The organism is Cytobacillus sp. GQ23, assembly GCF_059758675.1.
The window spans coordinates 181,507-207,081 of record NZ_JCAXER010000003.1 but is presented as its reverse complement, the minus strand read 5'-3'; the positions used below and the strand labels follow the sequence as shown (position 1 = coordinate 207,081).

The 25,575-nt window shown below is 41.0% G+C and carries 24 protein-coding genes; 21 read left to right on the top strand and 3 right to left on the bottom strand.

Going from position 1 to position 25,575, the window contains the following annotated elements; genetic code table 11:
* Positions 1–34 precede the first annotated feature (34 nt).
* Complete coding sequence (gene spoVV / locus AC6CHU_RS03930; protein ID WP_498120106.1) at positions 35–1,252, bottom strand: dipicolinic acid transporter SpoVV; 1,218 nt, start codon at positions 1,250–1,252, stop codon at positions 35–37.
* A 326-nt stretch (positions 1,253–1,578) separates the two neighbouring features.
* Between spoVV and AC6CHU_RS03925 the strand changes: the two genes are divergently transcribed.
* Together AC6CHU_RS03925 and AC6CHU_RS03920 are read left to right on the top strand one after the other, a co-directional pair.
* Positions 1,579–2,370, top strand: coding sequence for a patatin-like phospholipase family protein (locus AC6CHU_RS03925; RefSeq protein WP_159862559.1), 792 nt, complete (start codon positions 1,579–1,581; stop codon positions 2,368–2,370).
* Entirely contained in the window at positions 2,367–3,377 is a 1,011-nt protein-coding gene (locus AC6CHU_RS03920) for a SepM family pheromone-processing serine protease (RefSeq protein WP_498120104.1), read from the top strand. The genes AC6CHU_RS03925 and AC6CHU_RS03920 overlap by 4 nt, the downstream gene beginning before the upstream one ends.
* 105 nt (positions 3,378–3,482) lie before the next feature.
* Here AC6CHU_RS03920 and AC6CHU_RS03915 read toward each other — a convergent pair whose 3' ends face one another.
* Positions 3,483–4,697 (bottom strand): nucleotidyltransferase, encoded by a 1,215-nt coding sequence (locus AC6CHU_RS03915; RefSeq protein WP_498120102.1) that lies wholly within the window; start codon positions 4,695–4,697, stop codon positions 3,483–3,485.
* 222 nt (positions 4,698–4,919) lie between these two features.
* On the opposite strand from AC6CHU_RS03915, the gene AC6CHU_RS03910 reads away from it, so the two are divergent.
* The 4 genes from AC6CHU_RS03910 (at position 4,920) to AC6CHU_RS03895 (ending at position 7,374) form a co-directional block, all read left to right on the top strand.
* Positions 4,920–5,444, top strand: coding sequence for a YceD family protein (locus AC6CHU_RS03910; protein WP_159862562.1), 525 nt, complete (start codon positions 4,920–4,922; stop codon positions 5,442–5,444).
* A 118-nt stretch (positions 5,445–5,562) separates the two neighbouring features.
* Complete coding sequence (rpmF, locus tag AC6CHU_RS03905; RefSeq protein ID WP_009791160.1) at positions 5,563–5,736, top strand: 50S ribosomal protein L32; 174 nt, start codon at positions 5,563–5,565, stop codon at positions 5,734–5,736.
* Positions 5,737–5,875: 139 nt separating this feature from the next.
* Positions 5,876–6,634 (top strand): enoyl-CoA hydratase/isomerase family protein, encoded by a 759-nt coding sequence (locus AC6CHU_RS03900; protein WP_159862564.1) that lies wholly within the window; start codon positions 5,876–5,878, stop codon positions 6,632–6,634.
* A 107-nt stretch (positions 6,635–6,741) separates the two neighbouring features.
* A complete protein-coding gene (locus tag AC6CHU_RS03895) occupies positions 6,742–7,374 on the top strand; it encodes an RsfA family transcriptional regulator (RefSeq protein WP_251282777.1) in 633 nt (210 codons plus the stop codon).
* 79 nt (positions 7,375–7,453) lie between these two features.
* Here the strand turns inward: AC6CHU_RS03895 and AC6CHU_RS03890 are convergent, their stop codons facing one another.
* Positions 7,454–7,927 (bottom strand): N-acetyltransferase, encoded by a 474-nt coding sequence (locus AC6CHU_RS03890; RefSeq protein WP_159862566.1) that lies wholly within the window; start codon positions 7,925–7,927, stop codon positions 7,454–7,456.
* A gap of 263 nt (positions 7,928–8,190) precedes the next feature.
* On the opposite strand from AC6CHU_RS03890, the gene AC6CHU_RS03885 reads away from it, so the two are divergent.
* The 15 genes from AC6CHU_RS03885 (at position 8,191) to murD (ending at position 25,547) form a co-directional block, all read left to right on the top strand.
* Positions 8,191–9,534: an acetyl-CoA carboxylase biotin carboxylase subunit gene (locus tag AC6CHU_RS03885; protein ID WP_498120100.1), complete on the top strand. Its 1,344-nt coding sequence runs from the start codon at positions 8,191–8,193 to the stop codon at positions 9,532–9,534.
* 14 nt (positions 9,535–9,548) lie between these two features.
* Positions 9,549–9,761: an acetyl-CoA carboxylase biotin carboxyl carrier protein subunit gene (locus AC6CHU_RS03880; RefSeq protein WP_009330910.1), complete on the top strand. Its 213-nt coding sequence runs from the start codon at positions 9,549–9,551 to the stop codon at positions 9,759–9,761.
* Positions 9,762–9,878: 117 nt separating this feature from the next.
* Positions 9,879–11,420, top strand: a complete 1,542-nt coding sequence (locus AC6CHU_RS03875; protein ID WP_498120098.1) for an acyl-CoA carboxylase subunit beta — start codon at positions 9,879–9,881, stop codon at positions 11,418–11,420.
* A gap of 182 nt (positions 11,421–11,602) precedes the next feature.
* Positions 11,603–12,496 (top strand): 2-dehydropantoate 2-reductase, encoded by an 894-nt coding sequence (locus AC6CHU_RS03870; RefSeq protein WP_251282780.1) that lies wholly within the window; start codon positions 11,603–11,605, stop codon positions 12,494–12,496.
* A gap of 10 nt (positions 12,497–12,506) precedes the next feature.
* Complete coding sequence (locus AC6CHU_RS03865; RefSeq protein ID WP_311315877.1) at positions 12,507–12,893, top strand: DUF3397 domain-containing protein; 387 nt, start codon at positions 12,507–12,509, stop codon at positions 12,891–12,893.
* A gap of 140 nt (positions 12,894–13,033) precedes the next feature.
* The gene (gene bshC, locus AC6CHU_RS03860) at positions 13,034–14,668 is read left to right on the top strand and encodes a bacillithiol biosynthesis cysteine-adding enzyme BshC (protein WP_251282781.1); all 1,635 of its coding nucleotides are present in this window, start codon (positions 13,034–13,036) and stop codon (positions 14,666–14,668) included.
* A gap of 277 nt (positions 14,669–14,945) precedes the next feature.
* On the top strand, positions 14,946–15,377 hold the full coding sequence (gene mraZ, locus AC6CHU_RS03855) for a division/cell wall cluster transcriptional repressor MraZ (protein WP_251282912.1): 432 nt from the start codon (positions 14,946–14,948) through the stop codon (positions 15,375–15,377).
* 111 nt (positions 15,378–15,488) lie between these two features.
* Positions 15,489–16,421: a 16S rRNA (cytosine(1402)-N(4))-methyltransferase RsmH gene (gene rsmH, locus AC6CHU_RS03850; RefSeq protein WP_498120095.1), complete on the top strand. Its 933-nt coding sequence runs from the start codon at positions 15,489–15,491 to the stop codon at positions 16,419–16,421.
* Positions 16,422–16,464: 43 nt separating this feature from the next.
* Positions 16,465–16,833: a cell division protein FtsL gene (gene ftsL / locus AC6CHU_RS03845; protein ID WP_159862574.1), complete on the top strand. Its 369-nt coding sequence runs from the start codon at positions 16,465–16,467 to the stop codon at positions 16,831–16,833.
* A complete protein-coding gene (locus AC6CHU_RS03840; protein ID WP_341070411.1) occupies positions 16,833–19,055 on the top strand; it encodes a penicillin-binding protein in 2,223 nt (740 codons plus the stop codon). Before ftsL ends, AC6CHU_RS03840 begins: the two co-directional genes overlap by 1 nt.
* 98 nt (positions 19,056–19,153) lie before the next feature.
* The gene (locus tag AC6CHU_RS03835; RefSeq protein ID WP_159862576.1) at positions 19,154–21,070 is read left to right on the top strand and encodes a stage V sporulation protein D; all 1,917 of its coding nucleotides are present in this window, start codon (positions 19,154–19,156) and stop codon (positions 21,068–21,070) included.
* Between the two features lie 235 nt (positions 21,071–21,305).
* Positions 21,306–22,766 (top strand): UDP-N-acetylmuramoyl-L-alanyl-D-glutamate--2,6-diaminopimelate ligase, encoded by a 1,461-nt coding sequence (locus AC6CHU_RS03830; RefSeq protein WP_159862577.1) that lies wholly within the window; start codon positions 21,306–21,308, stop codon positions 22,764–22,766.
* 1 nt (position 22,767) lies between these two features.
* On the top strand, positions 22,768–23,217 hold the full coding sequence (locus AC6CHU_RS03825; protein ID WP_251282784.1) for a hypothetical protein: 450 nt from the start codon (positions 22,768–22,770) through the stop codon (positions 23,215–23,217).
* A gap of 2 nt (positions 23,218–23,219) precedes the next feature.
* Entirely contained in the window at positions 23,220–24,194 is a 975-nt protein-coding gene (gene mraY / locus AC6CHU_RS03820; RefSeq protein WP_251282785.1) for a phospho-N-acetylmuramoyl-pentapeptide-transferase, read from the top strand.
* Positions 24,195–25,547: a UDP-N-acetylmuramoyl-L-alanine--D-glutamate ligase gene (gene murD / locus AC6CHU_RS03815; RefSeq protein WP_498120092.1), complete on the top strand. Its 1,353-nt coding sequence runs from the start codon at positions 24,195–24,197 to the stop codon at positions 25,545–25,547. It begins immediately after the preceding gene.
* Positions 25,548–25,575: the final 28 nt, after the last annotated feature.

Sequence of the window (25,575 nt, the reverse complement as noted above, 5' to 3'; positions counted from 1 at the left end):
ACAAAACGGGTGCCGGCTGGTACCCGTTTTGCTGCTACTTTTGATCCAAACGCCTGGCGAGCAGAAGAGTATAAACAAAAAGTGCAAGGATAGTGATAAGCGGTCCGGAAGAGATGATTCCATCCATTAATCTGCCGAGGAACGAATATTTCTCAAAGAATCCGACCGGAATGGCATTGGATGGCTGCTCTGTATTGTAATAGCGTTCATAAATTGGCTGCCAAAGAATAAATGCATAAAAGGCAGACGCAAAGCCATGAATAATTCTTGCGAAGAAGAAAGGCTTGAAATCAATATCAGTTTGTGCCAGGATGCTCGCTACCTGAGCCTGCACGCTGAATCCGCTGAAAGCGAGTATGAAACTCACAATGATGACCTGGTTCATTAGTGTTGCCTGCTCAACCTGGCTTGTCAGCTGGCTGCCAAGTGTTATTTCAAACAATCCTGAAATGAACGGGATACTTAATTCTATTGGCAGACTGAAAATTGACAGTACGGCTTCTATGCCTTTAGCCAAAAATGCTGTGATTCCAATATGAAATAAGAGTTTGTTAATAACAGAAAATAAAATGATAAATCCGCCTATCATTAGAAGCGTTTGGATGGATGACATGACTGCATCTCCCAGGAGCTTGCCAATCGGACGGTTATCCTTTATTCTTGTCCGATGAAGAGCTGATAATGCTGCCCGCAAAGATGGTTTCAATTTCCTTTTGCCATGCGAAGGGTGCTTGGAGTTCTTTCCATAGAACCTCATTAATAATCCGACTGTAATATTGCCGAGATAATGTGACAGGGCCAATATCATACCAAGCTTGGCGTTATTAAAAAAACCAACTGATACTGCACCAAATATAAACAATGGATTTGAACAATTTGTAAAGGAAACGAGACGCTCTGCTTCTGTTTTTGTTAGCTGTCCTTCCTGCCGTAATCTTGCTGTCAATTTTGCCCCGGCGGGAAAGCCTGAAGCCATCCCCATTGCCCAAACAAACCCGCCAACTCCTGGTACTCTGAATAATGGCCTCATCAAAGGTTCAAGGAGTACTCCAATGAATTTTACTACACCAAAGCCGATCAGCATTTCTGATACTATGAAAAAGGGCAGCAATGAAGGGAAGACAATCTCCCACCACATATTTAATCCCCTGATGGATGCATCAACCGATTCCTGGGGAAATGAGATTAATGAGATGGCCATTAAGGTTACAGAGAGTGCAAGAGTAACCGTTTTTACTTTCGAACGAAACACGGACAAGCCTCCCTCAAGTTGTACTGACTGTGAAACGAAAATAAACAATGGTAAAATAAAGAAGCATTTGCATCTATTTTTTCTCAGGCCTTTTCATTTTTTTTCGAGATACGGAACAATGGTATACGGTGATTGAGCCTGTGATGTCAAGTCTTGTCCCCATATAACCCAATATACTCATAGAACTTTAAAATAGACCATAGAATTAAGTACAGGCATGTGAATTTTTAGCTGAGGATTTTTATTGTATGCTTCTTTTGGAAATAAAAAGAATAGAATAAGGGTAAGTTTTCGAATCGGTCATTGGCATATTAGGGGGGAGTCTTTTGCAGCGTCCGAAAATAGGTTTGGCACTTGGTTCGGGAGGAGCTCGTGGATTCGCCCACCTGGGTGCTATCAAGGTCTTGAAGGAATCCGGCATCCCGATTGACTATATAGCCGGCAGCAGCATGGGTGCGATGGTAGGCTGCTTTTATGGGGCAGGTCTGGATGTTGATCGTTTATATAAGCTTTCCAAAGCGTTTAAAAGGAAGTATTATTTAGATTTTACAGTCCCTAAAATGGGTTTTGTGGCAGGGAAACGAGTAAAGGAATTAATCCGTATATTTACTCATGGAAAAAACCTTGAGGACCTGGATATTCCAGTTAATGTTGTGGCCACAGATTTAATGACTGGAGAGAAAATAGTCTTTAATAGCGGTCCCATATCTGATGCTGTAAGGGCAAGCATATCCATCCCGGGTATATTTGTGCCTGAAAGATTAAATGGCCGGCTTTTAGTGGACGGAGGAGTAGTGGATAGGGTTCCTGTGTCAGTTGTTAAGGAAATGGGAGCTGATATCATAATCGCTATCGATGTTTCACATGTTAAAACAAATGCAGAAATCACCTCAATCTATGACGTAATCATGCAAAGTCTGGATATCATGCAGATGGAGCTTGTCAGTCACCGGGAAATTGCTTCAGATTTCATGATCAGGCCCAGGGTGGAAATGTATAGCTCACGAGCCTTTACAAATATTGAAGAAATCATCAAAATTGGCGAAGAGGAAGCAAAAAAGCATATTGACAGCATTCATCGTTACATAACTAAATGGAAGGAGCCTCCTGACTCATGAGAAGCAAATTTTATACCCGTTCCTTCTTGATTTTGGCAGTTATCCTTGTGGCCAGTTCATTTTATTATCTGCCTTATTATGTATCAAAGCCGGGTATGGCAAAAGAACTCGAGCCGATTATTGAAGTGGATAATGGCTATGAAGAACAAGGGAGCTTCATGCTGACCACCGTAAGAATGGGACGTGCGAATATATATGCCTATTTGGCTGCCAAATTCAGCAAGTATCAGGAACTGTATCCAGTGGAAGAGATTCGGGCTGAAAATGAAACAGATGAAGAGTATAATGTACGTCAGCTTCATCTTATGGCAACTTCCAAACTGGCTGCTATTGAATCAGCCTATAAAAAAGCGGGCCTGCCCATTCATTATCATTATAACGGGGTATATGTCCTTAATGTGCTGCCTGATATGCCCGCTGACGGCAAGCTGAAGGCAGGTGACCGCATCTTTAAAGTGGATGGAATGGAGTTCAAATCATCTGATGAATTTATCAGCACGGTTTCCAGGAAACAGGAGGGCAGTGAAATAACACTGACTTTTGAACGCCAGGATAAAACTATGGAAACCTCGATTCCTTTAAAAAAGCTTGAGGAAACCGGAAAGCCGGGAGTGGGGATTACTCTTGTCGACGATAAAGAAATAGAGGTAGACCCGGCTGTGAATATTAACAGTGAAGAAATTGGCGGTCCCTCTGCCGGACTGATGTTTTCGCTTGAAATTTACAATCAGTTAATAAAAGAAGATTTAACGGGAGGCTATAAAATAGCGGGTACCGGAACAATCAATTCTGAAGGGACAGTTGGCAGAATAGGCGGGATCGAGCAGAAAGTAGTCGCAGCAGACAAAGCGGGAGCAGATATTTTCCTTGCGCCTAATGAAAATGGGGCAGAAGACTCCAATTATAAAGCTGCTGCTGCGACAGCCAGGGATATCAAGAGCGATATGAAAATTGTTCCAGTGAATACTTTTGATGATGCAGTTAAATATTTAAGAAACCTGGATTAATAATGACTTCAACCGGCAGCAAAAAGCCAGCGGCAATCGAGAATTGCCGCTGGCTTTTCTATTTTATCCGGCTTTGTTTTTCTTTAGCAAATACACAAACAGGATCTAGTCAACGATAATAGGAGGCTGGTTAAATTCCTGCTGCATAAGACTGGTGTCCCCGGCAGACTGTAGACCCATTGCATATACCCTGGAGGCTTTGATATCCAAATGCAGCTGCTCTGCAGCCTGGGATGAAATTCTTGATATCAGCGGAAGCTTTAAGTTGGACTTATTCGTGTTTAAATACTTCCTGCCATTCCCGGACATTCCGAGAAGGCGAAGATATTCCGCTTTTTTTGGTCTATTGGGCATCTCTGTTTTTTCTGTATTGGTTAGGATATGTACACATGCCCTCTGCAGCCTTGTCCAAGTGTATCTTTTTGTTTTAATTTTTTCCATGAACTGCTGAAAGCTTTCCGCCTGAATGGCTGCAGACAAAAACCTATTTTCCAGGCCTTCTTCCATTTCATACATGTATCTTAACTTTTCCGGCTGAAGCTGTACCAGGCGGAATTTTAATAGAGGCCAGTAATGTTCCCAATGATGAAAAGCACCAAACTCTTCTTTATATTGAAGCAAACCCTGATAAGTAGACCTCGGAACATATTGGCGAATCCCTTCAACTTCTCCATTCCCGGTAAAAAGAGCTTTTCTAATGCTTGTCGCACTTGCTATAGATTCGGAAGCAAATTGCTCATCATGATATCCTGCACTTTTTCTTTCAACTGTAAAAAGCTGCATAGAAGAATTTAGCCTGCGGGCTGAATTTAAATATTGAAAGCCAAGGATGTTATTTGGTTTTGAAAGGTCAACCATTTCCTCATCAGGGTTCAGATCAAGGAATGCCATGGATGTTGCTTTTGGATAGCTGACCCCCCCTGCCAGATGCACTTTAACTCTTTCCTGGTAGGGAGCACGGTGTTTTTTGAGAAATGACAGCGTTCGGTGAAAGCTTTCTATATTTCCGGATTCACTCCCAAAGCATAAGCTGCTGCATCCGGCTGCTTCCAGAATGGATACTGCTCCGCTTGCGAAAATATCTGCCTGCTGAACAGCAAACTGGTAGGGTAGCTCAAATACAATATCTGCACCTGCTTTTAGCGCCATTTCTGCACGTTTCCATTTTGAAACTAATGCAGGTTCTCCTCTCTGCAGAAAGTTGCCGCTCATGACTGCAATAATGGTTTCAGCACCTGAAATATTTTTGGCCTGCTCCAAATGGAAGGCATGGCCATTATGAAAAGGATTATATTCTACAATTACACCTGTAGCATTCATATTTGACATACTCCTCGAAAAGGTTTAAAAAGATATGTATTGGAAAAAGTATTAAAAGAAAAGTGGAAGCGCCTTGCCCAGTAAACTCTAAATCCCGCAAAAACTTTTTACTAAAGAAGCCTTCAATAGTATGATATTAGCTACATTATAGTGTAAAGAAAAAATATTGACAAATAATTATAGGAAGGCTATAATTACCTTTGTTGCCTTGGGGTGATTCGTATGAAATGGACTTTAAGTCAGTTACAAAAATATCGAAGCAAGGATTTTCCCATTGATGAAACTGTCAATGTTGATGAGGTCATGAAATTGAATCCGGAAATACGCGGTGCTTCACCAATGCATGTGACAGGCCGTGCGGATATCGATTCTGCCAAAGTGACTTTTCATTTAATTATAAAGGGTCATTTAATACTGCCTTGTTCTCGTACTTTAGTTGACGTAAATTATCCAATTAATGTTGAAACAACTGAAACTTTCCTTTTAAAAGGTCTTGATTATGAGACTGAAGAGGAGGTTCACCAAGTAAAAGGGGATGTGATTGATTTAAATCCGATCCTTCATGAAATCCTTTTACTCGAAGTCCCAATGCAAGTTTTCTGCGAAGACAGCAGTGAAGAGGGAGCTCCTCAATCCGGTAAGGATTGGGAGGTCATTCAGGAGCAGGATAAACAGGATAAAGTAGATCCTCGTCTTGCCGGACTTGCTCAATTTTTTGATCAGAATGATCCTTCTTCCGATTCATAACGGAAGAAAAACAAGAAGCACTTGAAGACACCAGCTTGCTCTGGCCTTCATAACTTTCTTAATGGGTTTGTCCAATTCCTCTGGACATCCTCTAATACTCTTTAAGGAGGTGGGAAGAATGGCTGTACCTTTTAGAAGAACATCTAAAACTGCGAAGAGAAAACGTCGTACCCATTTTAAATTACAGGTTCCTGGTATGGTGGAATGCCCAAACTGTGGTGAAATGAAACTTGCTCACCGCGTTTGCAAAGCTTGCGGAACTTACAAAGGAAAAGAAGTAGTTAACGACTAATCCTTTAGATACAAAGCACAAGAACATAGTTCTTGTGCTTTTGTCGTTTTTTAGGATAGATTTAATCTTAATACCTGCAAGCCTATCTGAATTTTTGCTAATATTAAAAATAGTTTAATCAAAATTTAAGGAGGCAGCCATGAAACCTTACATAATTGAAGAATATGAGAATGGACTGTTGATTTTCAGGATTAACAGGCCTGAAAAAAGAAATGCCATAAATTATGAGGTTATGGATGGTCTGGAGGCCGCAATTGATATGGCTGGAAAGAAATCAATTAAGGCGCTTGGGATTACTGGGGAGGGAGAACAGGCTTTTTGCTCAGGAGGAGATCTATCTTCCTTTCATAGTTTAAAGACAGAAGATGAAGCCTTTGGAATGCTGAGCAGAATGGCTGTTCTTTTAAAAAAATTACTATTCTTACGAAAACCGACTATCGCCATACTGAATGGAACAGCTGTCGGCGGCGGCTGTGAGCTGGCGTCTGCCTGTGATTACCGGATTGCAAAAGCAGGGATAAAAGCCGGTTTCATCCAGGGAACTTTAGCCATAACTACCGGCTGGGGCGGAGGCTCCATCATTATGGAAAAGATGCTTCCTGCCAACGCCTTGAAAATGCTGATGGAAGCAAAATTATATACAGATGGAGAATTAACAGAATTAGGTTTCATTCACTCAGTCTTTCATGGTGACTCGCTTGATGCGTGCCAGAGCTTTCTGGAAAGAATACTTAGACTTGAGAGTGAGGTATTGGAAGCTTTTAAAGATCTTCTTGTAAAAAAATGGGAGAAGGGTAGCTTAGAAGAGAGAATTGATCAGGAAGTGCGCGGCTGTTCGGTTTTATGGGAAGATGAAGCACATCATGCTAAAGTTGACAGTTTCCTGAATAAGCCATAAGCATATTCATTGCGGGGTGAATAAAGTTTCATTTTATCATATGATATCAGTCTATCTTTTCTAGCATTGGCATATGTATAAAGAAAAACACTAGGAGGGATATACTGATGTCTTCAACCCGTCAGGATGCTTGGTCTCAAGATGAAGATTTACTGCTTGCAGAAGTTGTGCTCCGTCATATACGCGAAGGAGGAACTCAGCTTCAGGCATTTGAAGAAGTTGGCAAACAGTTAAACAGAACCGCGGCTGCCTGCGGATTTCGGTGGAATTCTTATGTTAGAAAACAATATAAATCAGGTATTGAATTGGCAAAAAAACAGAGAAAAGAAATGAAGAAAAACCCGCAGGCTGCTGAAAGAGAACAAGAACTTCGTGCAGTTCCTGAGGAAAGGCAGGAAAAAAGAAACGAAAACGCAATTCAGGCAATTAATAGGACAATCGAATTTGATGAATTAGTTGGTTTTCTGAAAGACTTATATGATAATGCTCAGAAACCCCAGCTTACGGAAGATCCTTATGACAAAAAACGCTTTCAGGAGCTGGAGAAGCAAATGTACTATCTGGCAGCGGAAAATGAAAAATTAATTAAAGAGTTAAACACGCTGGAACAGGATTACAAAGCACTGGTAGAGATTATGGAAAGTGCAAGAAAGCTTGTTGGGCTCAAGGATGGCAGCCGCCACAAAAACTTGAATTTTACTGTAAATCCCGAAATAAAGCCTCAAAAGGTTGAGAAATAGAAATTGAAAATAAAATAAAAAAATAAGCGGACAAAATTTGCCCGCTTATTTTTATGCTTAAGCTGCAGAAGATAGCTGCTTAATGAGTTTGTTCTTTAACACCAGCCGGGAACCAGGCAAGCGGATTCTCTCCCAGATCACGTTCCATATCATAATGAACGGGTTCAAATCCCATCTTCTCCCAGAAGGCTTTTGATTTCACGCGTGGATTTGTTTTAATAGGAAGTCCAAACCCTTTTGCGAATTCTACTAGTGATTGTCCATAGCCCTTGTTTTGATAGTCAGGCAAAACTTCAAGCTTCCATAGCTCTAAATAATCCTGTGCGGGTTCGAAATAGCGGTCGAATCTTGCGTCGATCTGGTAAAGGCTCATTCGTGCCACAAGTTTATCCCCGAAATAAATACCATAAAAAGGCGATTCACTGTCATTTTCGATAATATTAGCTTCAAGGTCTTCAAGCATGGAAAGTTCCTGCAGTCCATACTCTTTAAATTTCTTAAACTCTTCCAGAGTTTTATAATTTACTTTTAATTTCTCAACCTTATAGTTCATAAAATCTCCCCCTTAGCCATCGGTGTGTAGGAATTCTGCGGTTGTAAACGCTTTATAATCCCTTCCTTAAAGTCGGAAGGTTTCTTCTATGTCTATTATTATATAACAAGTAAACAAAAAATTCTGCACATATGAAAAACTTAATATATTTTTAGTTTTTTAATAAAAATCAGAAAGCGTTTACAAAAATAGCAGGAAATAAGCAGAAGTTTGTAGAAATATTTATTATTGCAGGATTAATACAAGTAGAAAGGGGTCCGATTGTGCGAAAAATTTTGATTGCCAACAGGGGAGAAATCGCTTTAAGAATCATAAAAACCTGCCGTGAAATGGAAATAGAAACCGTTGCTATATATTCTGATGCAGATAAAGACCTGCCATTTGTTAAAGAGGCTACATATGCTTTCCGTATTGGAGAACCGCCTGTTAATAAGTCTTATTTAAAAACAGATGCAATTCTTGAGATTGCTAAAAGGGAAAAGGCAGATGGAATTCATCCTGGATACGGATTTTTATCAGAAAACGCCGGCTTTGCAAGAGCTGTAATTGATGCGGGCATTGCCTTTATTGGACCAGATCCGGAAACTATTGAACTGATGGGGGATAAAATTGTATCCCGTAAAACCATGAAGGAAGCAGGAGTGCCGGTTGTCCCGGGAAGCGGAGAGGGAACTTCGACCCTGGAGGAAGCATGCAGACTTGCTGATGATATGGGGTATCCCGTCATGCTCAAGGCCAGCGGTGGAGGCGGAGGAATTGGAATGGTGTGCTGTGAAAATGAGCAAGCGCTCGCTAAATCCTATAACTCAACAAAGGCCCGTGCTAAAGCCTATTTTGGTTCTGATGAGGTTTTTGTAGAAAAGTATATTGAGAATGCCAGACATGTTGAAATACAGGTGTTTGGTGACCATCATGGGAATAACGTCCACTTATTTGAAAGAGATTGCTCTATTCAGAGGAGACATCAGAAGGTAGTGGAGGAATCACCTTCTCCTTTTCTTTCAGATGAAACAAAACAAAAGATGTATGATACGGCATTGACTGCTGCTAAAGCAGTTAATTATAAAAATGCCGGAACAATTGAATTTATTGTGGATGAACAGGAGAACTTTTATTTCCTTGAAATGAATACAAGGCTTCAGGTTGAGCATCCCGTAACTGAGCAAGTAACAGGGCTTGATCTTGTAAAGTGGCAGATCATCTCAGCAAGAGGGGAAGAGCTTCCGCTTGAACAGAACAGCATAGAGCAGCAGGGCCATTCGATTGAGTTTAGACTTTATGCCGAGGATCCTGTAAGCTTCCTGCCTTCTCCAGGCAATTTGTCTAAATTTGAATGGGCAGACAATCCAGGTGTACGGGTTGATTACGGGTATGCTTCAAATACTGCTGTCAGCCCATTTTATGATCCAATGATCGCAAAATGCATTATATTTGGGCAGTCAAGAGATGAAGCAATAAAGAATGCACGGCAATTCTTTGAGGGGCTTAAGATTGAAGGTATTAAAACGAATGCCCCATTATTTAAGGAAATTTTAAAAGACGATGATTTCTGCAAAGGGAATTATTCTACATCATATCTATCTCAGAAGGCTTTTGCCGTTAACTAAAGGAGGAAATTACAATGAAAGAAATAACATCATCAATGGCAGGTACTGTATTAAATGTGTTAGTCGAAGCGGGCCAGGAGGTAAATGCTGGCCAGGAAGTGCTTATGCTTGAATCCATGAAAATGGAAATTCCGGTTGAAAGTGAAGCTGCTGGGAAAGTTGCCGAAGTAAAGGTAAGTATAGGAGATTTTGTGAACGAAGGCGATGTACTAATCGTATTTGAATAAGAAGGCAGGGATACAGTTATTCAGTGAGGCATCGGGCTTCTTCTGCGCCCGTATGCTCCGTTTAACTCTCCACAAAAATCATTGCAATATGGGAATATATATTTGAGGAGGATGGGAATGACTACTGCAAAGACATTAACTGAGACGCTCCAGGAAAGAAGCGTGGTAATTGAAGCGGGCGGACATCCAAAATATCATGAAAAGAATGAAGCGCAAAACAAACTATTTGTCAGAAAACGGCTTGAGCTTTTGTTTGACGACGGATTTTATGAGGAAGACGGCAAATTTGCGAATTGCCAGGCAAATGATCTGCCTGCAGATGGAGTTGTAACTGCTGTTGGTAAGATTAACGGCCAGACTGTTTGCGTAATGGCAAATGATTCAACAGTAAAAGCTGGCTCATGGGGTGCAAGAACGGTAGAAAAGATCATCCGTATCCAGGAGACAGCAGAGAAGTTAAAAGTTCCGATTCTATATCTGGTTGACTCTGCCGGTGCCCGAATTACGGATCAGCTTGAGATGTTTCCAAATAGACGCGGAGCAGGAAGAATTTTTTATAATCAGGTAAAGCTCTCAGGCATGGTACCGCAGATTTGTCTTCTTTTTGGACCATCTGCTGCAGGAGGAGCGTATATTCCTGCGTTCTGTGATATCGTCATCATGGTAGACCAAAATGCTTCAATGTATCTGGGCTCGCCAAGGATGGCAGAAAAGGTTATCGGGGAAAAGGTTACACTGGAAGAAATGGGCGGCGCCCGCATGCATTGTTCTGTAAGCGGATGTGGCGATGTTCTTGCTTATAGTGAGGAAGAAGCCATTGAATCAGCAAGAAGATACTTGGCTTACTTCCCGGCAAGCTTCAAAGAAAAGCCTGTGAGGTCTGAGTTCATTATGCCAAAATCCGGCCGCGCCCTTGAAGAAATCATACCAAATAATCAGAATGCCCCATTTGACATGTATGAGTGCATAGATTCCTTAATCGATGAAGGCAGCTTTTTTGAAATTAAGAAGCTTTTTGCTGCTGAACTGATTACGGGGCTTGCCCGAATAGGGGGAAGGCCTGTAGGAATTATTGCCAACCAGCCAAAGGTTAAAGGCGGGGTTCTATTTGTAGATTCTGCAGATAAGGCAGCCAAGTTTATTCAGCTTTGTGATGCATTCCATATCCCGCTTTTATTTCTGGCGGATGTCCCTGGATTTATGATTGGAACGAAGGTGGAAAGGGCTGGCATTATCCGCCATGGTGCAAAGCTTATCGCTGCCATGAGTTCTGCAACAGTTCCGAAAATCTCTGTTGTTGTCAGAAAGGCATATGGAGCAGGACTGTATGCCATGGCTGGTCCCGCATTTGAACCTGATTGCTGCATAGCCTTGCCAACAGCACAAATTGCAGTAATGGGTCCTGAAGCCGCAGTAAATGCTGTTTATTCCAATAAAATCAATGCGATTGAAGACCCGAAAGAAAAGATCAAGTACGTTCAGGAAAAACAGCAGGAATATAAAGAAACTATTGATATCTACAAACTGGCCTCTGAATTAATTGTAGACGGTATAGTTGCCCCTTCAGATTTAAGAAATGTTTTAATTAACCGATTTAATCTGTATGAGACTAAAGAATTGACATTCAGTGTCCGTAAACATCCGGTATATCCGGTTTAATCCCAGCATTAAAAAATCCCTTTTTCGATTTTCGAAAAAGGGATTTTTTTAAAGGATTTAGCAGATGAAAAATGGAATTTAAAAATAATCATTAAATTTCAAGTTAGAAATATTTCTTTTTACCCATGAATTTATCTTATTTTGTTAAAATATGTTTAAAAAGTAAAAAATGGTGGTCTTTTATGAAAATAGCTATTATCGGAGGAGGAGCAGTCGGCCTTCTGTTTGCCCATTACTTAAATGAAAATCATGAAGTCATTGTCTATGTGAGAAACAGCAGCCAGCTGGAAAAACTGTGCAAAAATGGTCTTACGCTCGAGAGAGAGGGATTCCACAGTAATACCCGGGTTAAGACTTACCATTTTAAAGAATGGAAGGGGGAGGAGGATTTAACTATTATTGCAGTTAAGCAATATAGTATTCCTGAATTGACAGGGGATTTATTGAGGATGAATGCTGGCAAATCCGGGTCATTTTTGTTTCTGCAAAATGGGATGGGGCATTTGAAGTGGGCTGAAAAGCTGGAAGCTGATAACTTATTTGCGGGCAGTGTTGAGCATGGTGCTTTAAAAACAGAGCCTGACACTGTGCTTCATACCGGGATTGGAGTCACAAAAGTGGCAGCTATAAAGGGGGATATTAGTTTTCTGGAGAAATTATCCTGTTCGGCATCTGGTTATTTTCCTTTTGTTTTTGTCAGGGATCATCTGGAAATGCTCATTCAAAAATTAATCGTAAACAGTCTGATAAACCCTCTCACAGCAGTTCTTCGTGTTAGAAATGGGGAACTCCTTACGAATAAATACTATTATCGGCTATTTTTGAAATTGTTTGACGAGGTAAGTGCCATTTTAAATATAAAGGATAAAGCAAGTGCGTTAAACCATGTTAAAAGAGTCTGTAAAGAAACCGGGGAAAACAAATCCTCAATGCTTAAGGATATCGAAGAAGGCCGGGAAACAGAGATAGATGCTATTTTAGGCTATATCGTAAACGAAGCAGAAATGAAGAAGATGTCTGCTCCGTATACAGAAAGTCTTTATTGTCAGATCAAAGGCAGGGAGAGGGGGAAATAAGTTGAACACTGTGTTCTCAAGCCTGATTGCAACGCTGGTGACCATACCGCTGCTTGGATATCTGGCTGTTTTTATTATCAGCAAACAAATTACAAAAAAACATAAAAGATCTGTACATATTGCCTTGGATGTCAGCACTTTTTTATTTATATTGTCTGTTCATTATTTAATTATTGTAATTTGGGATAAATCTTATTTATGGATGATCTTCCTATGCCTTCTAATTACAGCGGTTGTTTTTATAATCATACATTGGAGAATTAAACAGGAAATCAATATGCGTATCTTATTCAAAGGGTTTTGGCGATTTAATTTCTTGCTGTATTTCACCGCTTATATCATTCTGATCCTGGTAGGGGTTGTTCAAAGGGTAACTTCAGTGGTTTTCATTCCTTAGTAAAAGTTTGTTAACAATATGATTTATTATTTGAATTGAAGCTTTTAGGCAAGCAAAGTTTTTTTCTTTTCAATTAAGACAATGCTATACTCATAAGATGAAAATTAAAATTGATCAGCTATGAGAAAGGAAGTTCATTAATGGAGATTCTTAATCTCTCATTACCGGCAACAAACCGGTTTGCAACAGATTATATTGCACAAACAGATGAAATTATGCAGTTTTTTCACTATCGCTATAATTCGGATTCTGATTATAAAGCAAGGTTAGCGGAGCTTAGAGGCCGGTCGTTTATGAGAAATGAACTTTCTCTATATATTGCAGAGTTTATGGATCGTTTACCTTCTTCCCCGGCAGTTCATGACTCACTAAACAAGCTGAAGCAAGAAAATAGCGCAGTGATTATCGGAGGGCAGCAGGCAGGGATTTTGACGGGACCGCTTTATACAATACATAAAATCATCTCAATCATTCATCTTGCAAAACAGCAGGAAAGTGAGCTTGGCATTCCTGTTGTACCTGTTTTCTGGATTGCTGGGGAAGATCATGACTATCAGGAAGTAAATCATATTTTCATTGAGAAGAATCATAAAATGGAAAAAGTGACATATCCTGAAAAAGTCTTAGAGAAGAAAATGGTATCAAATATCCCGCTGAATCGTGAAACGTGCAGGGCATGGGTGGAAGGAATCATTGAAGCTCTAGGGGAGACCGAACATACAAAAAATCTCATTTTGATATTGGAAGAAATAATAATGCAATCGCAAACCTATGTGGAGTTCTTTGCCGGTATTATCATGCACTTATTTAAAGAAACTGGGCTGCTTCTGGTTGATTCCGGTGACCTAAAACTCCGGAAACTTGAAAGCAGTATTTTTGCCAAACAGATCAAAGGGGTTCAAGAAATCACAAATCGTGTGAAAAGCCAGCAGCATAGCCTGAAGAATGCCGGTTTTCCAAATACCATTGATATAAGTGAAAATGCTGCCAACCTGTTTTATTATGATGAAAAGCATAAAGAAAGAATTCTTCTCGAATTCAATCCGGAGAAAAAGGTATTTACGGGAAAAGAATCCTTCCATGAGTTTACCATGAATGAGCTTCTGGAGATTGCTGAAAATCATCCAGAAAGACTGAGCAATAATGTGGTGACAAGACCCCTCACTCAGGAATGCCTGTTTCCGGTTCTTGCCTTTATAGCCGGACCTGGAGAAATTGCCTATTGGGCTGAGCTTAAGATGGCATTTGAATGGTTTGGAATGAAAATGCCTCCTATCATGCCCCGTTTAAATATTACCTTTTTAGAAAGGTTTACAGAGAGTGATTTGGACGATTTAGAACTTGATTTGCAGGCAGTGCTCGTTTCAGGAACCGAAGCAGTAAAGGATGTTTATTTAAAGAGTATTAAAAATGAAAACGTAGAAGGCCAGTTCCAAAAAACAAAAGATCAATTAAAACAAAACTATGAGTTTATTGAAGAACTTACATTAAAAGAGGTTAGTGCCCTTCTTCCCATGTTGAAGAAAAATGAAGAACTGTTGTTAAAGCAAATAGATTTCATGGAGAATAAAATCCAGAAATCCATACAGCAAAAATATGAAGTGGTCATAAAAAAATATGAAAGAGCTGATAACTCCCTGAGACCTGGCGGGATTCCGCAGGAAAGAGTATGGAATATTCTTTATTACCTTAATAAATATGGTATAGATTTTCTGGAGGAATTACTCCATCTCCCATTTGATTTTGATGGGACACATAAAGTCATAAAAATTTAATATTCGCCATATTCTTCGGGCCTTATCCATTCGGATAAGGTCTTTTTCTATGTGAAAAAGAGGGTGAAACTCTTTTATCCTATGTGATTTCCCATTTAAAAAAACATGTGAAAAAACAGTAAAGAGTTTAAAGAAAATGTAATAAAAAGACGAACAGAAAATGGGTGAATACCTTATGAGAAGCAGGATTTTAAAAGCAGTGGTAGAATAATTAAAAACATGTGGAGGAAAGTGGGGGATTGTGGTACATTTGAGTTAGAAAGTGGGTGCAGCGGGTATGTTCATGGGTGAGTTCCATCACAACGTTGATAATAAAGGCCGTCTCATCGTGCCATCCAAGTTTCGTGATAACTTAGGTGAAACCTTTATATTGACACGCGGACTTGATCAATGTTTGTTTGGCTATCCCATGGATGAGTGGAGGCAGCTTGAAGAGAAATTAAAAAGTCTTCCGCTTACTAAAAAGGATGCCCGTGCATTTACCCGTTTTTTCTTTTCAGGTGCCACTGAATGTGAAATAGATAAACAAGGAAGAATAAATATTGCTTCCCCGCTTCTGCAATATGCAAAATTGGAAAAAGAATGTGTAGTGCTGGGCGTTTCCAATCGGATCGAGATATGGAGCAAAAATCTTTGGGAAGATTATTTTGCAGAATCAGAGGAATCTTTTGCTGATATTGCGGAAAATATGATTGGGTTTGATATATAATGGGAATGTTTTAGTAATATAATTTCCCATGAAACAAAGATACTTGTTTAGCTCCGGATGCTTTAATTGCGTCTTGTGCTTCTCTGATTGGAAAGGTGGATTCATTCAACAATGTTTGAACATACAACAGTACTATTAAAAGAAACAGTAGAAGGCTTAAACATTCATCCTGATGGTGTGTATGTGGATTGTACCCTAGGCGGCGCAGGCCACAGTAAATTAATTCTTTCCCAGCTGTCTGAAAAGGGGAAGCTATACGCATTTGACCAGGATGATACAGCGATTGAACATGCAAAAGAAAAACTTGCTGAATATGGTGACAGAATCACGATTATTAAAAGTAATTTTAAGTATCTTAAGGAAGAGCTTGAAAACCTTGGTGTTTCTAAAGTTGATGGTGTTTTATATGATCTTGGCGTTTCATCACCGCAGCTGGATACACCTGAAAGAGGATTCAGCTATCATAATGATGCCCCGCTTGATATGAGAATGGATACCGGCGCTGATATTTCCGCCTATGATGTGGTAAACAGCTGGGAATATAGCGAACTTGTGAAAATCTTCTTCAGATACGGAGAAGAGAAATTTTCAAAGCAAATTGCGAGAAAAATTGAGGCCGCCAGGGACGTTTCTCCAATAGAAACAACTGGCCAGCTGGTTGAAATTATTAAAGAGGCCATACCAGCACCTGCGAGGCGTAAAGGCGGACATCCCGCCAAGCGTGTTTTTCAGGCAATTAGAATAGCTGTGAATGATGAACTGGGTGTATTTGAGGATTCTCTTCACCAGGCTATTGACATATTAAATCCCAATGGAAGAATTAGTGTCATTACTTTTCACTCACTGGAGGACCGGATTTGTAAAGCTGCCTTTAAAAAAGCAAGTGAAACACCAAATCTGCCTCCCGGCCTGCCTATTATTCCGGACGAATATAAGCCAACTTTAAAGCTAATTAACAGAAAGCCGATTCTGCCTTCAGAGGAAGAACTGGAACACAATAATCGTGCAAGGTCCGCTAAGCTAAGAATAGCAGAGAAGCTTTAATCGAATACCGATATAGAGAATAAAAAATTACAGGAGGGGAATTATGAGCAATTTAGCCCGAAAAATTCAGGAAGAAAAACAATTTGATGTTCAAACCCAGCCCGTACAGGCCCCTAAGAAAAAAATAAAAACAAGAAAGTCCTGGCTTTCCCCCGGGGAGAAAATACTGGGACTCGCCTTTACTGGAATTGTTTGCTTTGGCGCAGTGCAAATGGTTTCAAATCAGTCGGCCATTTACGAAATAAACAAAGAAATTCAGCAAACAGAAGAAGCAATCCAGACGCAGAACAAAGTGAATACAGATCTCAAAATGCAGGTGAGCGAATTAAGTACATACGAGCGCATTAAAGCAAAAGCTGAAGAAATGGGTCTTAAATTCAGCGGAAATAATGTCAAGGTCGTGGAAGATTAATGAAGAAACAGCCAAATATCAATTTGGGAGCAGCGATATTATTTTTAATATTCAGCCTGCTCTTTTTTGTATTAATTTTTCGCTTTGTTTCCATTCAGGCAACGGGCGAAGCAGCGGGCCACGCACTGGCGGCTAAGGCTCAGCAAAAATATGAACGCGAAAAAACAATACAGGCCAAAAGGGGCACTATTTATGACCGCAACGGGGAAGTGATTGCAGAGGATACGATATCTTATAAACTTGTAGCAATCCTTGACAAAAGCATGAAACCAGATTATGTGAAAGACCCCGGAAAAACAGCTGCAGCGCTTTCGAAAGCTATTGATCTGGAAGAGTCGGAGATTTATAGGATTTTGACAAAGAAAACAAAAGATGGAGATAAGCCATTCCAGGTTGAATTTGGAAAAGAGGGCCGTGATCTTCCGCTAAAGACAAAAAGAGAAATAGAAGATATGAAATTGCCAGGGATTACATTTATAACAGATTCCAAACGGTTTTATCCAAATGGAGTCTTTGCCTCACATTTAGTCGGGTATGTTGAAAAGAAAAAAACGAAAACAAATACAACTGATACAGTAGGGATGCTGGGTCTTGAGCAGAGTTTGAATAAAGCGCTCACAGGAAAAGATGGAAAGTTCAGCTATGAAAGTGATATATGGGGCTATCTGCTTCCTAATGGAGATCAAAAAATCCAGCCTGCTCAAAATGGCAAAGATGTGTATCTGACAATCGATAAAAAGATTCAGACCTTTCTCGAAGATTCCATGAATAAAGTAGACGAGGAATATAAGCCCAAAAAGATGGTCGCAGTAGTCGCTGATGCTAAAACTGGTGAAATTCTGGCTATGGGACAGAGGCCGTCATTTCATCCGAAAACAAAGGAAGGCATCGAAGACACTTGGCATAATGAAGTGATTGAAAACTCATTTGAGCCCGGATCAACCATGAAAATCTTTACTTTGGCAGCTGCCATTGAGGAGGGCAAGTTTGATCCGAATGAATGGTATAAATCTGGAAGTTATAAAGTAACGGAAAATTCACCGGCAATCCGCGACCATAATCAAGGACGCGGCTGGGGTTCCATTACTTACCTTGAAGGTGTTCAGCGTTCGTCGAATGTGGCTTTTGCGAAAATAGTAAAAGAAAAGCTCGGGTATGAAAAGTACAGGGAATATTTAACGAAATTTGGATTTGAAAATCCCACGGGAATTGACCTGCCGAATGAAACTGGCGGAAAAATCGCATATGAGTGGCCGCTTGATAAGGTAACTACCGGGTTTGGCCAGGGTACAGCCATTACGCCTATTCAGCAGATACAGGCTGCTACTGCCATTGCAAATGATGGCAAAATGATGCAGCCGCATGTCATCAGCAGTATTGTTAATAGTGATAAAAATGAAGTCGTGAATAAAACGGAGCCGAAGGTGAAGGGAAAGCCCATTTCAGCAGAAACAGCAAAGAAAGCCAGAGATATCCTTGGAACGGTTGTGTCTTCTGAAAACGGGACTGGCTATAAAAGGTATAATATCGAAGGGTACGAGGTAGCCGGAAAAACGGGGACTGCTCAAATACCTGATCCAAATGGCGGTGGATATTTAACCGGTCATGAAAATTTTATCTTCTCGTTTTTAGGAATGGCTCCAAAAGATGATCCTGAACTGATCATCTATGTAGCAGTCCAGCAGCCGGATATCGACCTCAGTACAAATGGTGCAGAACCTGTAGCTAAGATTTTTACACCAGTTATGAAAAGCAGTCTCCAATATTTAAATATAGAACCGGCAAAAGAACTAAAGGCAAACTCTGAACAAGCACCAGAAGTAGAAGGGAAAACAGTTGAGGAAGCTAAGGCAGAATTGAAAAAATCCGGATTTGAAGCAATTGTGCTTGGAAAGGGCAGCAAGGTGCAGAGACAAGTTCCAGGAAATATGTACAATTTGCTTGAAGGCGAACGGGTGATCTTAAAGACGGATGGCGAATTAACAGTGCCTGATATGGATGGATGGTCACTAAGAGACGTCATGAAGGTGGCCAAGATTGCTGACTTAAAGCTTAATACTGTTGGAAGCGGATATGTGGCGAAGCAAAATCTAAAAGCCGGTTCTGCGCTTAGGAAAGGTGACTATTTAATAGTCGAACTTGAGCAGCCTGCTGAGAAATATAACAAGGAGAACGATCAATCTGAAGTTCAGCAGGAAGAAGAAGAAGCGGTGCTGGATTAGATGAAGAACGTACTGCCGGATGTGCGGCAGTGCGTTCTATTCATTTTGGTACAAGCATATATTGGAACGAGCCATAATTTAAGGAGGTTCGTCCATACATGCGTGTTTCAAATGTGACCGTTCGAAAACGGCTGACTGCTGCGTTGTTTGTTGGTGTTCTCATTTTTTTTATTATTGATTTGCGTCTTGGATATGTTCAATTTTTCCTGGGGAATATGCTTACAGATGGTGCTAAGGAGCTCTGGAGCAGAGATATCCCCTTCGAACCGGAAAGAGGAGAAATCGTCGACCGCAACGGTGTGCCGCTGGCTACGAACGTCAGTGCCCCAACTGTCTATGTTGTACCCAGACAAATCAAAGATCCTGCTGATGCGGCAGAGAAATTGGCTGCAGTACTGAATATGCCAAAAGAAAAAGCCTATGAGCTTATCACCAAAAAGGCATCAAGTGTGAAAATTCCTCAAGGCAGAAAGATCTCCCATGAAAAAGCGAAAGAAATCCGTGCCCTGGGAATTGAAGGAATCTACATCGGGGAAGATTCAAAACGCCACTACCCCTTCGGTAACTATCTATCACATGTTCTCGGATTTGCGGGAATTGATAATCAGGGTTTAATGGGCCTCGAATTATATTATGATGAAGAACTAAAAGGAAAAAAGGGATCAGTAAAGTTTTATGCGAATGCAAAGGGAGAACGGATGAACGATATGGCGGATGATTATAAGCCGCCGGTTGATGGAATGGACCTTAAGCTTACCATCGATTCAAAGATACAGACTATTGTAGAAAGGGAACTGGACATAGCTCAGGCGGAATATAATCCTGATGGAATAATAGCAATTGCCATGAATCCAAATAACGGAGAGGTCCTTGCCATGGCCAGCAGACCGGATTTTGACCCTGCGAATTTTAAAAATGTGCCTCCGGAAATTTACAACCGCAATCTGCCGATATGGAGTACATACGAGCCAGGTTCCACATTTAAAATCATTACTCTGGCAGCTGCATTAGAAGAGGGAAAGGTAAACTTGGAAAAGGATCATTTCCACGACCCGGGATCTGTTGAAGTGGGCGGTGCCAGACTGAGATGCTGGAAGAAGGGCGGACATGGCAGCCAGACTTATCTTGAAGTTGTACAGAATTCCTGCAACCCGGGATTTGTAGAGCTGGGTGAGAGATTAGGCAAAGAGGCACTATTTAAATATATCCGCGACTTCGGGTTTGGCGAGAAGACCGGCATCGACCTGCAGGGCGAGGGAAAGGGGATTCTATTTAACCTCGATCGTGTTGGTCCTGTTGAGCAGGCAACTACTGCTTTTGGACAGGGGGTTTCCGTTACCCCGATCCAGCAGGTAGCGGCCATTTCTGCTGCAGTTAATGGCGGGACATTATACACACCATATATAGCGAAAGAGCTTATAAATCCTGCTACAGGTGAAGTTTTGATGAAAAAATCGCCGGATGCAAAAAGGAAAGTAATTTCAAAGGAAACATCAGATGAAATCCGCAAAGCGCTTGAATCGGTTGTGGCAAAAGGATCAGGAAAAAAAGCGTTCGTTGACGGATATCGTGTTGGGGGAAAAACAGGAACTGCGCAAAAAGCGCAAAATGGCCGGTACCTTGAAAATAACCATATCGTATCATTTATTGGATTTGCACCTGCTGATGATCCTCAGCTCGTCGTGTATGTGGCTGTGGATAATCCAAAAGGAACCGTTCAATTTGGCGGCGTGGTTGCTGCTCCAATCGTTGGAGAAATCATGGGTGACAGCCTGCGTGCGATGGGTGTAAAGCCCCGCAAAAATCAAATTGAAAAAGAGCTTACCTGGATGGATTCCCCAATGATTGAGGTGCCGGATATGGTAGGTCTGACAAAGAAAGATCTTGGTGAACTCTATCTGAACCTTAAAATAGATGCAAGCGGGACAGGAAATACGGTGGTGAAGCAAACGCCTCAGCCGGGCATAAAGTTAAAAGAAGGTTCAACGATCCGCCTGTATTTTGATGATAAATAAGAAGAGGGATGAGGGCGGCGTCCTCCTGGGCCGCCTGATTTTTTTGTTTGTAAGGAAACTGTAACATACTTTCCAGGTTTGGCTCCTATATATTAAATAGCTAAAAAAGCAATTATCCTGTACAATATATATCGCCATCATTTAGAATGTTATTTTGATTATATTTATTTACATTGACCAGCTTCACTAAAAAGAGGAATAGTTTGCTCTGTTTAACATGAGAGGAATGGTAAAGATGGAATTACATAAACTGCTGCGATTTTTACAGCCTTATACGACTTATAAAGGGGAAGACCTGGAAATAACAGCAATTGTTAACGATAACCGGAAAGTTACACCTGGAAGTTTGTTTGTTTGCATTGAGGGCTATACGGTTGATGGCCATGACTTTGCAGGTTCTGCTGCTGAAAAAGGTGCAGCTGCAGTAGTTGCCCAAAAAGAGCTGGACTTGGATATCCCGGTTATAGTAGTTAAAAATACTAAACGGGCTCTGGCGGTTCTTGCTGATGCTTTTTATGAACAGCCAAGCAAGCAGCTTCATTTGATTGGAATAACAGGGACTAATGGCAAAACAACAACAAGCCATTTGATTGAAAAAATTCTTGCGGATGCAGGAAGGAAAACCGGCTTAATTGGCACGATGTATACAAAGATAAATGATGAAATCTTTGAAGTGAAAAATACAACTCCTGAAAGCTTGACTCTGCAAAGCACATTTAGAAAAATGGCAGATGCAGGTGTAGATTCAGCTGTAATGGAAGTGTCTTCACATGCACTTGTTGAAGGCCGCGTTCATGGATGTGATTTTAATATAGCCGTGTTTACGAATCTGTCACAGGATCATTTGGATTATCATAAAACAATGGATGAATATAGGAGAGCAAAAGGGCTGTTGTTTGCCCAGCTTGGAAGTGCCTATAATCATGTAGAACCGAAATATGCCATTTTAAATTCAGATGACCCTGCTTCAGCAGAGTATGAAACATCGACATCTGCTCATGTCATTTCCTATGGTATTGACCAGGAAGCTGATCTGAGGGCCATTAATATTCAGATGACTGCTGCCGGCACGGAATTTGATTTGATCTCTCCTTTCGGGAAGTATAAAGTTTCCTTAAAAATGATAGGCAAGTTCAGCATTTATAATGTCCTTGCCAGTATTGGAGCCGGGATCGCTGCGGGGATACCAATCTCTCAAATCATTAAATCTGCGGAAGAAGTTAAAGGTGTAGCCGGCAGATTTGAGACCGTGGATGCGGGTCAGAACTTTTCTGTGATCGTTGATTATTCTCATACACCCGACAGCCTGAAAAATGCTCTGGAAACGGTAAAGCAATTTGCACGGAAGCGCATCTTTGCCATCGTGGGATGCGGAGGAGACAGAGACAGATCCAAACGGCCGCTTATGGCTGAAATTGCATGCCAGTACAGTACAGACCCAATCTTTACTTCAGATAATCCGAGAAGTGAAGACCCAGTTCAAATCCTGAAGGATATGGAAGAGGGAGTAAAAGAGGAAAGTTACAAAGTTTTCGTCGATCGAAAAGAGGCCATTCACTATGCGGTGAAAAATGCCGATGAAGGAGACGTAATCTTAATAGCAGGAAAGGGTCATGAGACATATCAGATTGTAGGCAGCCATGTTTTTGATTTTGATGACCGTCTTGTGGCAAAAGAGGCAATAGAGGAGCGATAAAATGTATTTGACGTATCAGGATTTAGCGGAATTGTTTCCGGCTGTAAAAGGGATAAAGGATCATAAGCTGGAATTTCATACCGTCGCTTCGTCCTCGACTGACCAACAGCCAAAAGGAATCTATATTCCTTACAGGGAAGCCGGCAATCTGAAGGAAGCTATTGAAAAAGGGGCTATTGCTGCAATCTGGAATGAGGATACAGAAACGCCGTCATACACCCCAAATCATTTTCCTATTTTTTATACAAACGACTTAACGAAAGGCTTAAAGGATATCATGGAATTATATTTAAATAAATTAAGTAAAGCAGAAGAAAGTGTGAACACAACTAATTTCCTTATTTCGGATGAAGAAAGTCTTAAAGAAAACGAATCAACATATGATATTGCTGTAATGGCTGAAAGATTAGCGGAAGCTGCTGAAATTGGCAAGCAGGAAAGGAGGGGATAAGTATGATGGAGCAAGTTATTTTTTTCACAATATTGGCGGGCTTTTTAATTACGGTATTGCTGTCTCCCATATTCATTCCCTTTCTGAGAAGATTGAAATTTGGCCAAAGCATCCGTGAAGAAGGCCCCAAATCACATCAGAAGAAGACAGGTACTCCGACAATGGGGGGGATTATGATTCTCCTTTCCGTTACGGTGACCACTTTATTTATGACAGGTAAATTTTCAGAACCTACAGTAGAAACATATCTGCTGCTTCTGGTTACCCTGGGTTTTGGACTCCTCGGTTTTCTGGATGATTTTATCAAAGTGGTTTTAAAGCGGAATCTTGGCCTGACTTCAAAACAGAAGCTTCTTGGCCAGATTATTATTTCAGTGATTTTTTACTTTGTTTTCAAGCAGAATGACTTTTCTACAGAAGTACATATTCCGCTGACAGATGTTTCGATTGATTTGGGATGGGGGTATGTTTTATTTATTATATTCTGGCTGGTGGGATTCTCTAATGCTGTCAATCTGACAGATGGACTCGATGGTCTTGTTTCAGGGACTGCTGCAATCGCATTTGGAGCATTTGCAGTATTGGCCTGGAATCAGTCACAATTTGATGTAGCCATTTTTTCAGTGGCTGTAGTGGGAGCGGTATTGGGTTTTCTTGTCTTTAACGCCCATCCTGCAAAGGTGTTTATGGGAGACACCGGTTCATTAGCTCTTGGCGGCGCCATTGCGACTATAGCTATTCTGACAAAACTTGAAATCATCCTGATTATTATCGGCGGTGTTTTTGTTATTGAAACATTATCTGTTATTTTACAGGTGGCCTCTTTTAAAACCACCGGCAGACGGATTTTTCGTATGAGCCCGCTCCATCATCATTATGAATTGGTGGGCTGGTCAGAATGGCGGGTTGTTGTTACGTTCTGGACGGTTGGGTTATTATTTGCAATCTTAGGAATTTATATTGAGGTGTGGGTGTAAGTGAAAGAAGTCAATCGCTATCAACATAAAAAAATATTAGTACTGGGGCTGGCCAAAAGCGGAGTGAGTGCAGCTTCCCTTTTACATAACCTTGGAGCATTTGTGACTGTTAATGATTATAAGCCGCTCTCAGAAAATCCTGAAGCACAGGGACTGCTTGAGCAGGGGATTACGGTTATTTGCGGTGGCCATCCTATTGAACTTCTTGAAGAGGGGTTCGAGCTGATTGTAAAGAATCCTGGTATTCCTTATCATAACCCAATGATAAAAGGAGCCCTCGAAAAGGGCATACCGGTTATTACAGAAGTGGAGCTTGCCTATCAGGTTTCTGAAGCTCCTTTTATTGGGATTACAGGTACAAATGGAAAAACTACAACTACTACACTTGTGTTTGAAATGCTCCAGGCAGGAAGAAAAATGCCGCTGATTGCAGGAAATATTGGTACAGTGGCTTCCGAAGTTGCCCAGGATGCCGGGGAAGAAAACAATATCGTGATTGAGCTTTCATCGTTTCAGCTGATGGGAATTCAGGATTTCAGGCCGAGAATTGCCATTTTAACAAATTTATATGATGCCCATTTGGACTACCATGGCACAAGAGAAGAATACCATGCAGCCAAGGAAAACATTACGATGAATCAGACTGAACAGGACTATTTCATTGTCAATGCTGATCAAGATAAAGTAATGGAAGCGGCTGCCCGGTCAAAGGCTCGCATAATTCCTTTTTCAACCTCCAAAGTGCTGTCTGAAGGTGCATATGTGAAAGATGACTGGATTTATTTTAATGATGAACAAGTGATGAAAAGAAAAGATGTTTCATTGCCAGGGGAGCATAACCTTGAGAATATACTTTCCTCAATGGCAGCTGCAAAGCTGGCCGGTGTAGGCAACGAAGCCATCCGCCAGGTTCTAAGTTCGTTTACGGGAGTCAAACACCGCCTTCAGTATGTTGGAGAATATCAGAACAGGAAATTTTATAATGATTCAAAGGCAACAAACATCCTGGCAACGAAGAATGCAGTCTCAGCATTTGCCCAGCCTGTTATTCTTCTTGCGGGCGGTCTGGACCGCGGCAATGGCTTTGAAGAACTCATTCCATCTCTAAAAAAGGTAAAGGCTCTGGTAACCTTCGGGGAAACAGCTGAAAAGATTGAAAGTGCAGCATTGGAAGCGGGAATAAAAACCATTGAGCGTGTCGATAATGTGGAAAAAGCCGTACCTGCTGCCTTTAAGCTTTCAGAGCCTGGAGATGTCATTCTGCTTTCTCCTGCTTGCGCTAGCTGGGACCAATATAAAACTTTTGAGGTTCGGGGAGACATGTTTATAGATGCGGTGCATAAACTTAGTTAAGGGCTTGTCTGCGGGACCAGGAAACTTT

Excerpts from the sequence above, each read along its gene's own strand:
- AC6CHU_RS03920 (WP_498120104.1), top strand. The coding sequence starts at position 2,367 with ATGAGAAGCAAATTTTATACCCGTTCCTTCTTGATTTTGGCAGTTATC.
- AC6CHU_RS03915 (WP_498120102.1), bottom strand. The coding sequence starts at position 4,697 with ATGAATGCTACAGGTGTAATTGTAGAATATAATCCTTTTCATAATGGC.
- AC6CHU_RS03910 (WP_159862562.1), top strand. The coding sequence starts at position 4,920 with ATGAAATGGACTTTAAGTCAGTTACAAAAATATCGAAGCAAGGATTTT.
- rpmF (WP_009791160.1), top strand. The coding sequence starts at position 5,563 with ATGGCTGTACCTTTTAGAAGAACATCTAAAACTGCGAAGAGAAAACGT.
- AC6CHU_RS03900 (WP_159862564.1), top strand. The coding sequence starts at position 5,876 with ATGAAACCTTACATAATTGAAGAATATGAGAATGGACTGTTGATTTTC.
- AC6CHU_RS03895 (WP_251282777.1), top strand. The coding sequence starts at position 6,742 with ATGTCTTCAACCCGTCAGGATGCTTGGTCTCAAGATGAAGATTTACTG.
- AC6CHU_RS03890 (WP_159862566.1), bottom strand. The coding sequence starts at position 7,927 with ATGAACTATAAGGTTGAGAAATTAAAAGTAAATTATAAAACTCTGGAA.
- AC6CHU_RS03880 (WP_009330910.1), top strand. The coding sequence starts at position 9,549 with ATGAAAGAAATAACATCATCAATGGCAGGTACTGTATTAAATGTGTTA.
- AC6CHU_RS03875 (WP_498120098.1), top strand. The coding sequence starts at position 9,879 with ATGACTACTGCAAAGACATTAACTGAGACGCTCCAGGAAAGAAGCGTG.
- AC6CHU_RS03870 (WP_251282780.1), top strand. The coding sequence starts at position 11,603 with ATGAAAATAGCTATTATCGGAGGAGGAGCAGTCGGCCTTCTGTTTGCC.
- bshC (WP_251282781.1), top strand. The coding sequence starts at position 13,034 with ATGGAGATTCTTAATCTCTCATTACCGGCAACAAACCGGTTTGCAACA.
- mraZ (WP_251282912.1), top strand. The coding sequence starts at position 14,946 with ATGTTCATGGGTGAGTTCCATCACAACGTTGATAATAAAGGCCGTCTC.
- rsmH (WP_498120095.1), top strand. The coding sequence starts at position 15,489 with ATGTTTGAACATACAACAGTACTATTAAAAGAAACAGTAGAAGGCTTA.
- ftsL (WP_159862574.1), top strand. The coding sequence starts at position 16,465 with ATGAGCAATTTAGCCCGAAAAATTCAGGAAGAAAAACAATTTGATGTT.
- AC6CHU_RS03840 (WP_341070411.1), top strand. The coding sequence starts at position 16,833 with ATGAAGAAACAGCCAAATATCAATTTGGGAGCAGCGATATTATTTTTA.
- AC6CHU_RS03835 (WP_159862576.1), top strand. The coding sequence starts at position 19,154 with ATGCGTGTTTCAAATGTGACCGTTCGAAAACGGCTGACTGCTGCGTTG.
- AC6CHU_RS03830 (WP_159862577.1), top strand. The coding sequence starts at position 21,306 with ATGGAATTACATAAACTGCTGCGATTTTTACAGCCTTATACGACTTAT.
- AC6CHU_RS03825 (WP_251282784.1), top strand. The coding sequence starts at position 22,768 with ATGTATTTGACGTATCAGGATTTAGCGGAATTGTTTCCGGCTGTAAAA.
- mraY (WP_251282785.1), top strand. The coding sequence starts at position 23,220 with ATGATGGAGCAAGTTATTTTTTTCACAATATTGGCGGGCTTTTTAATT.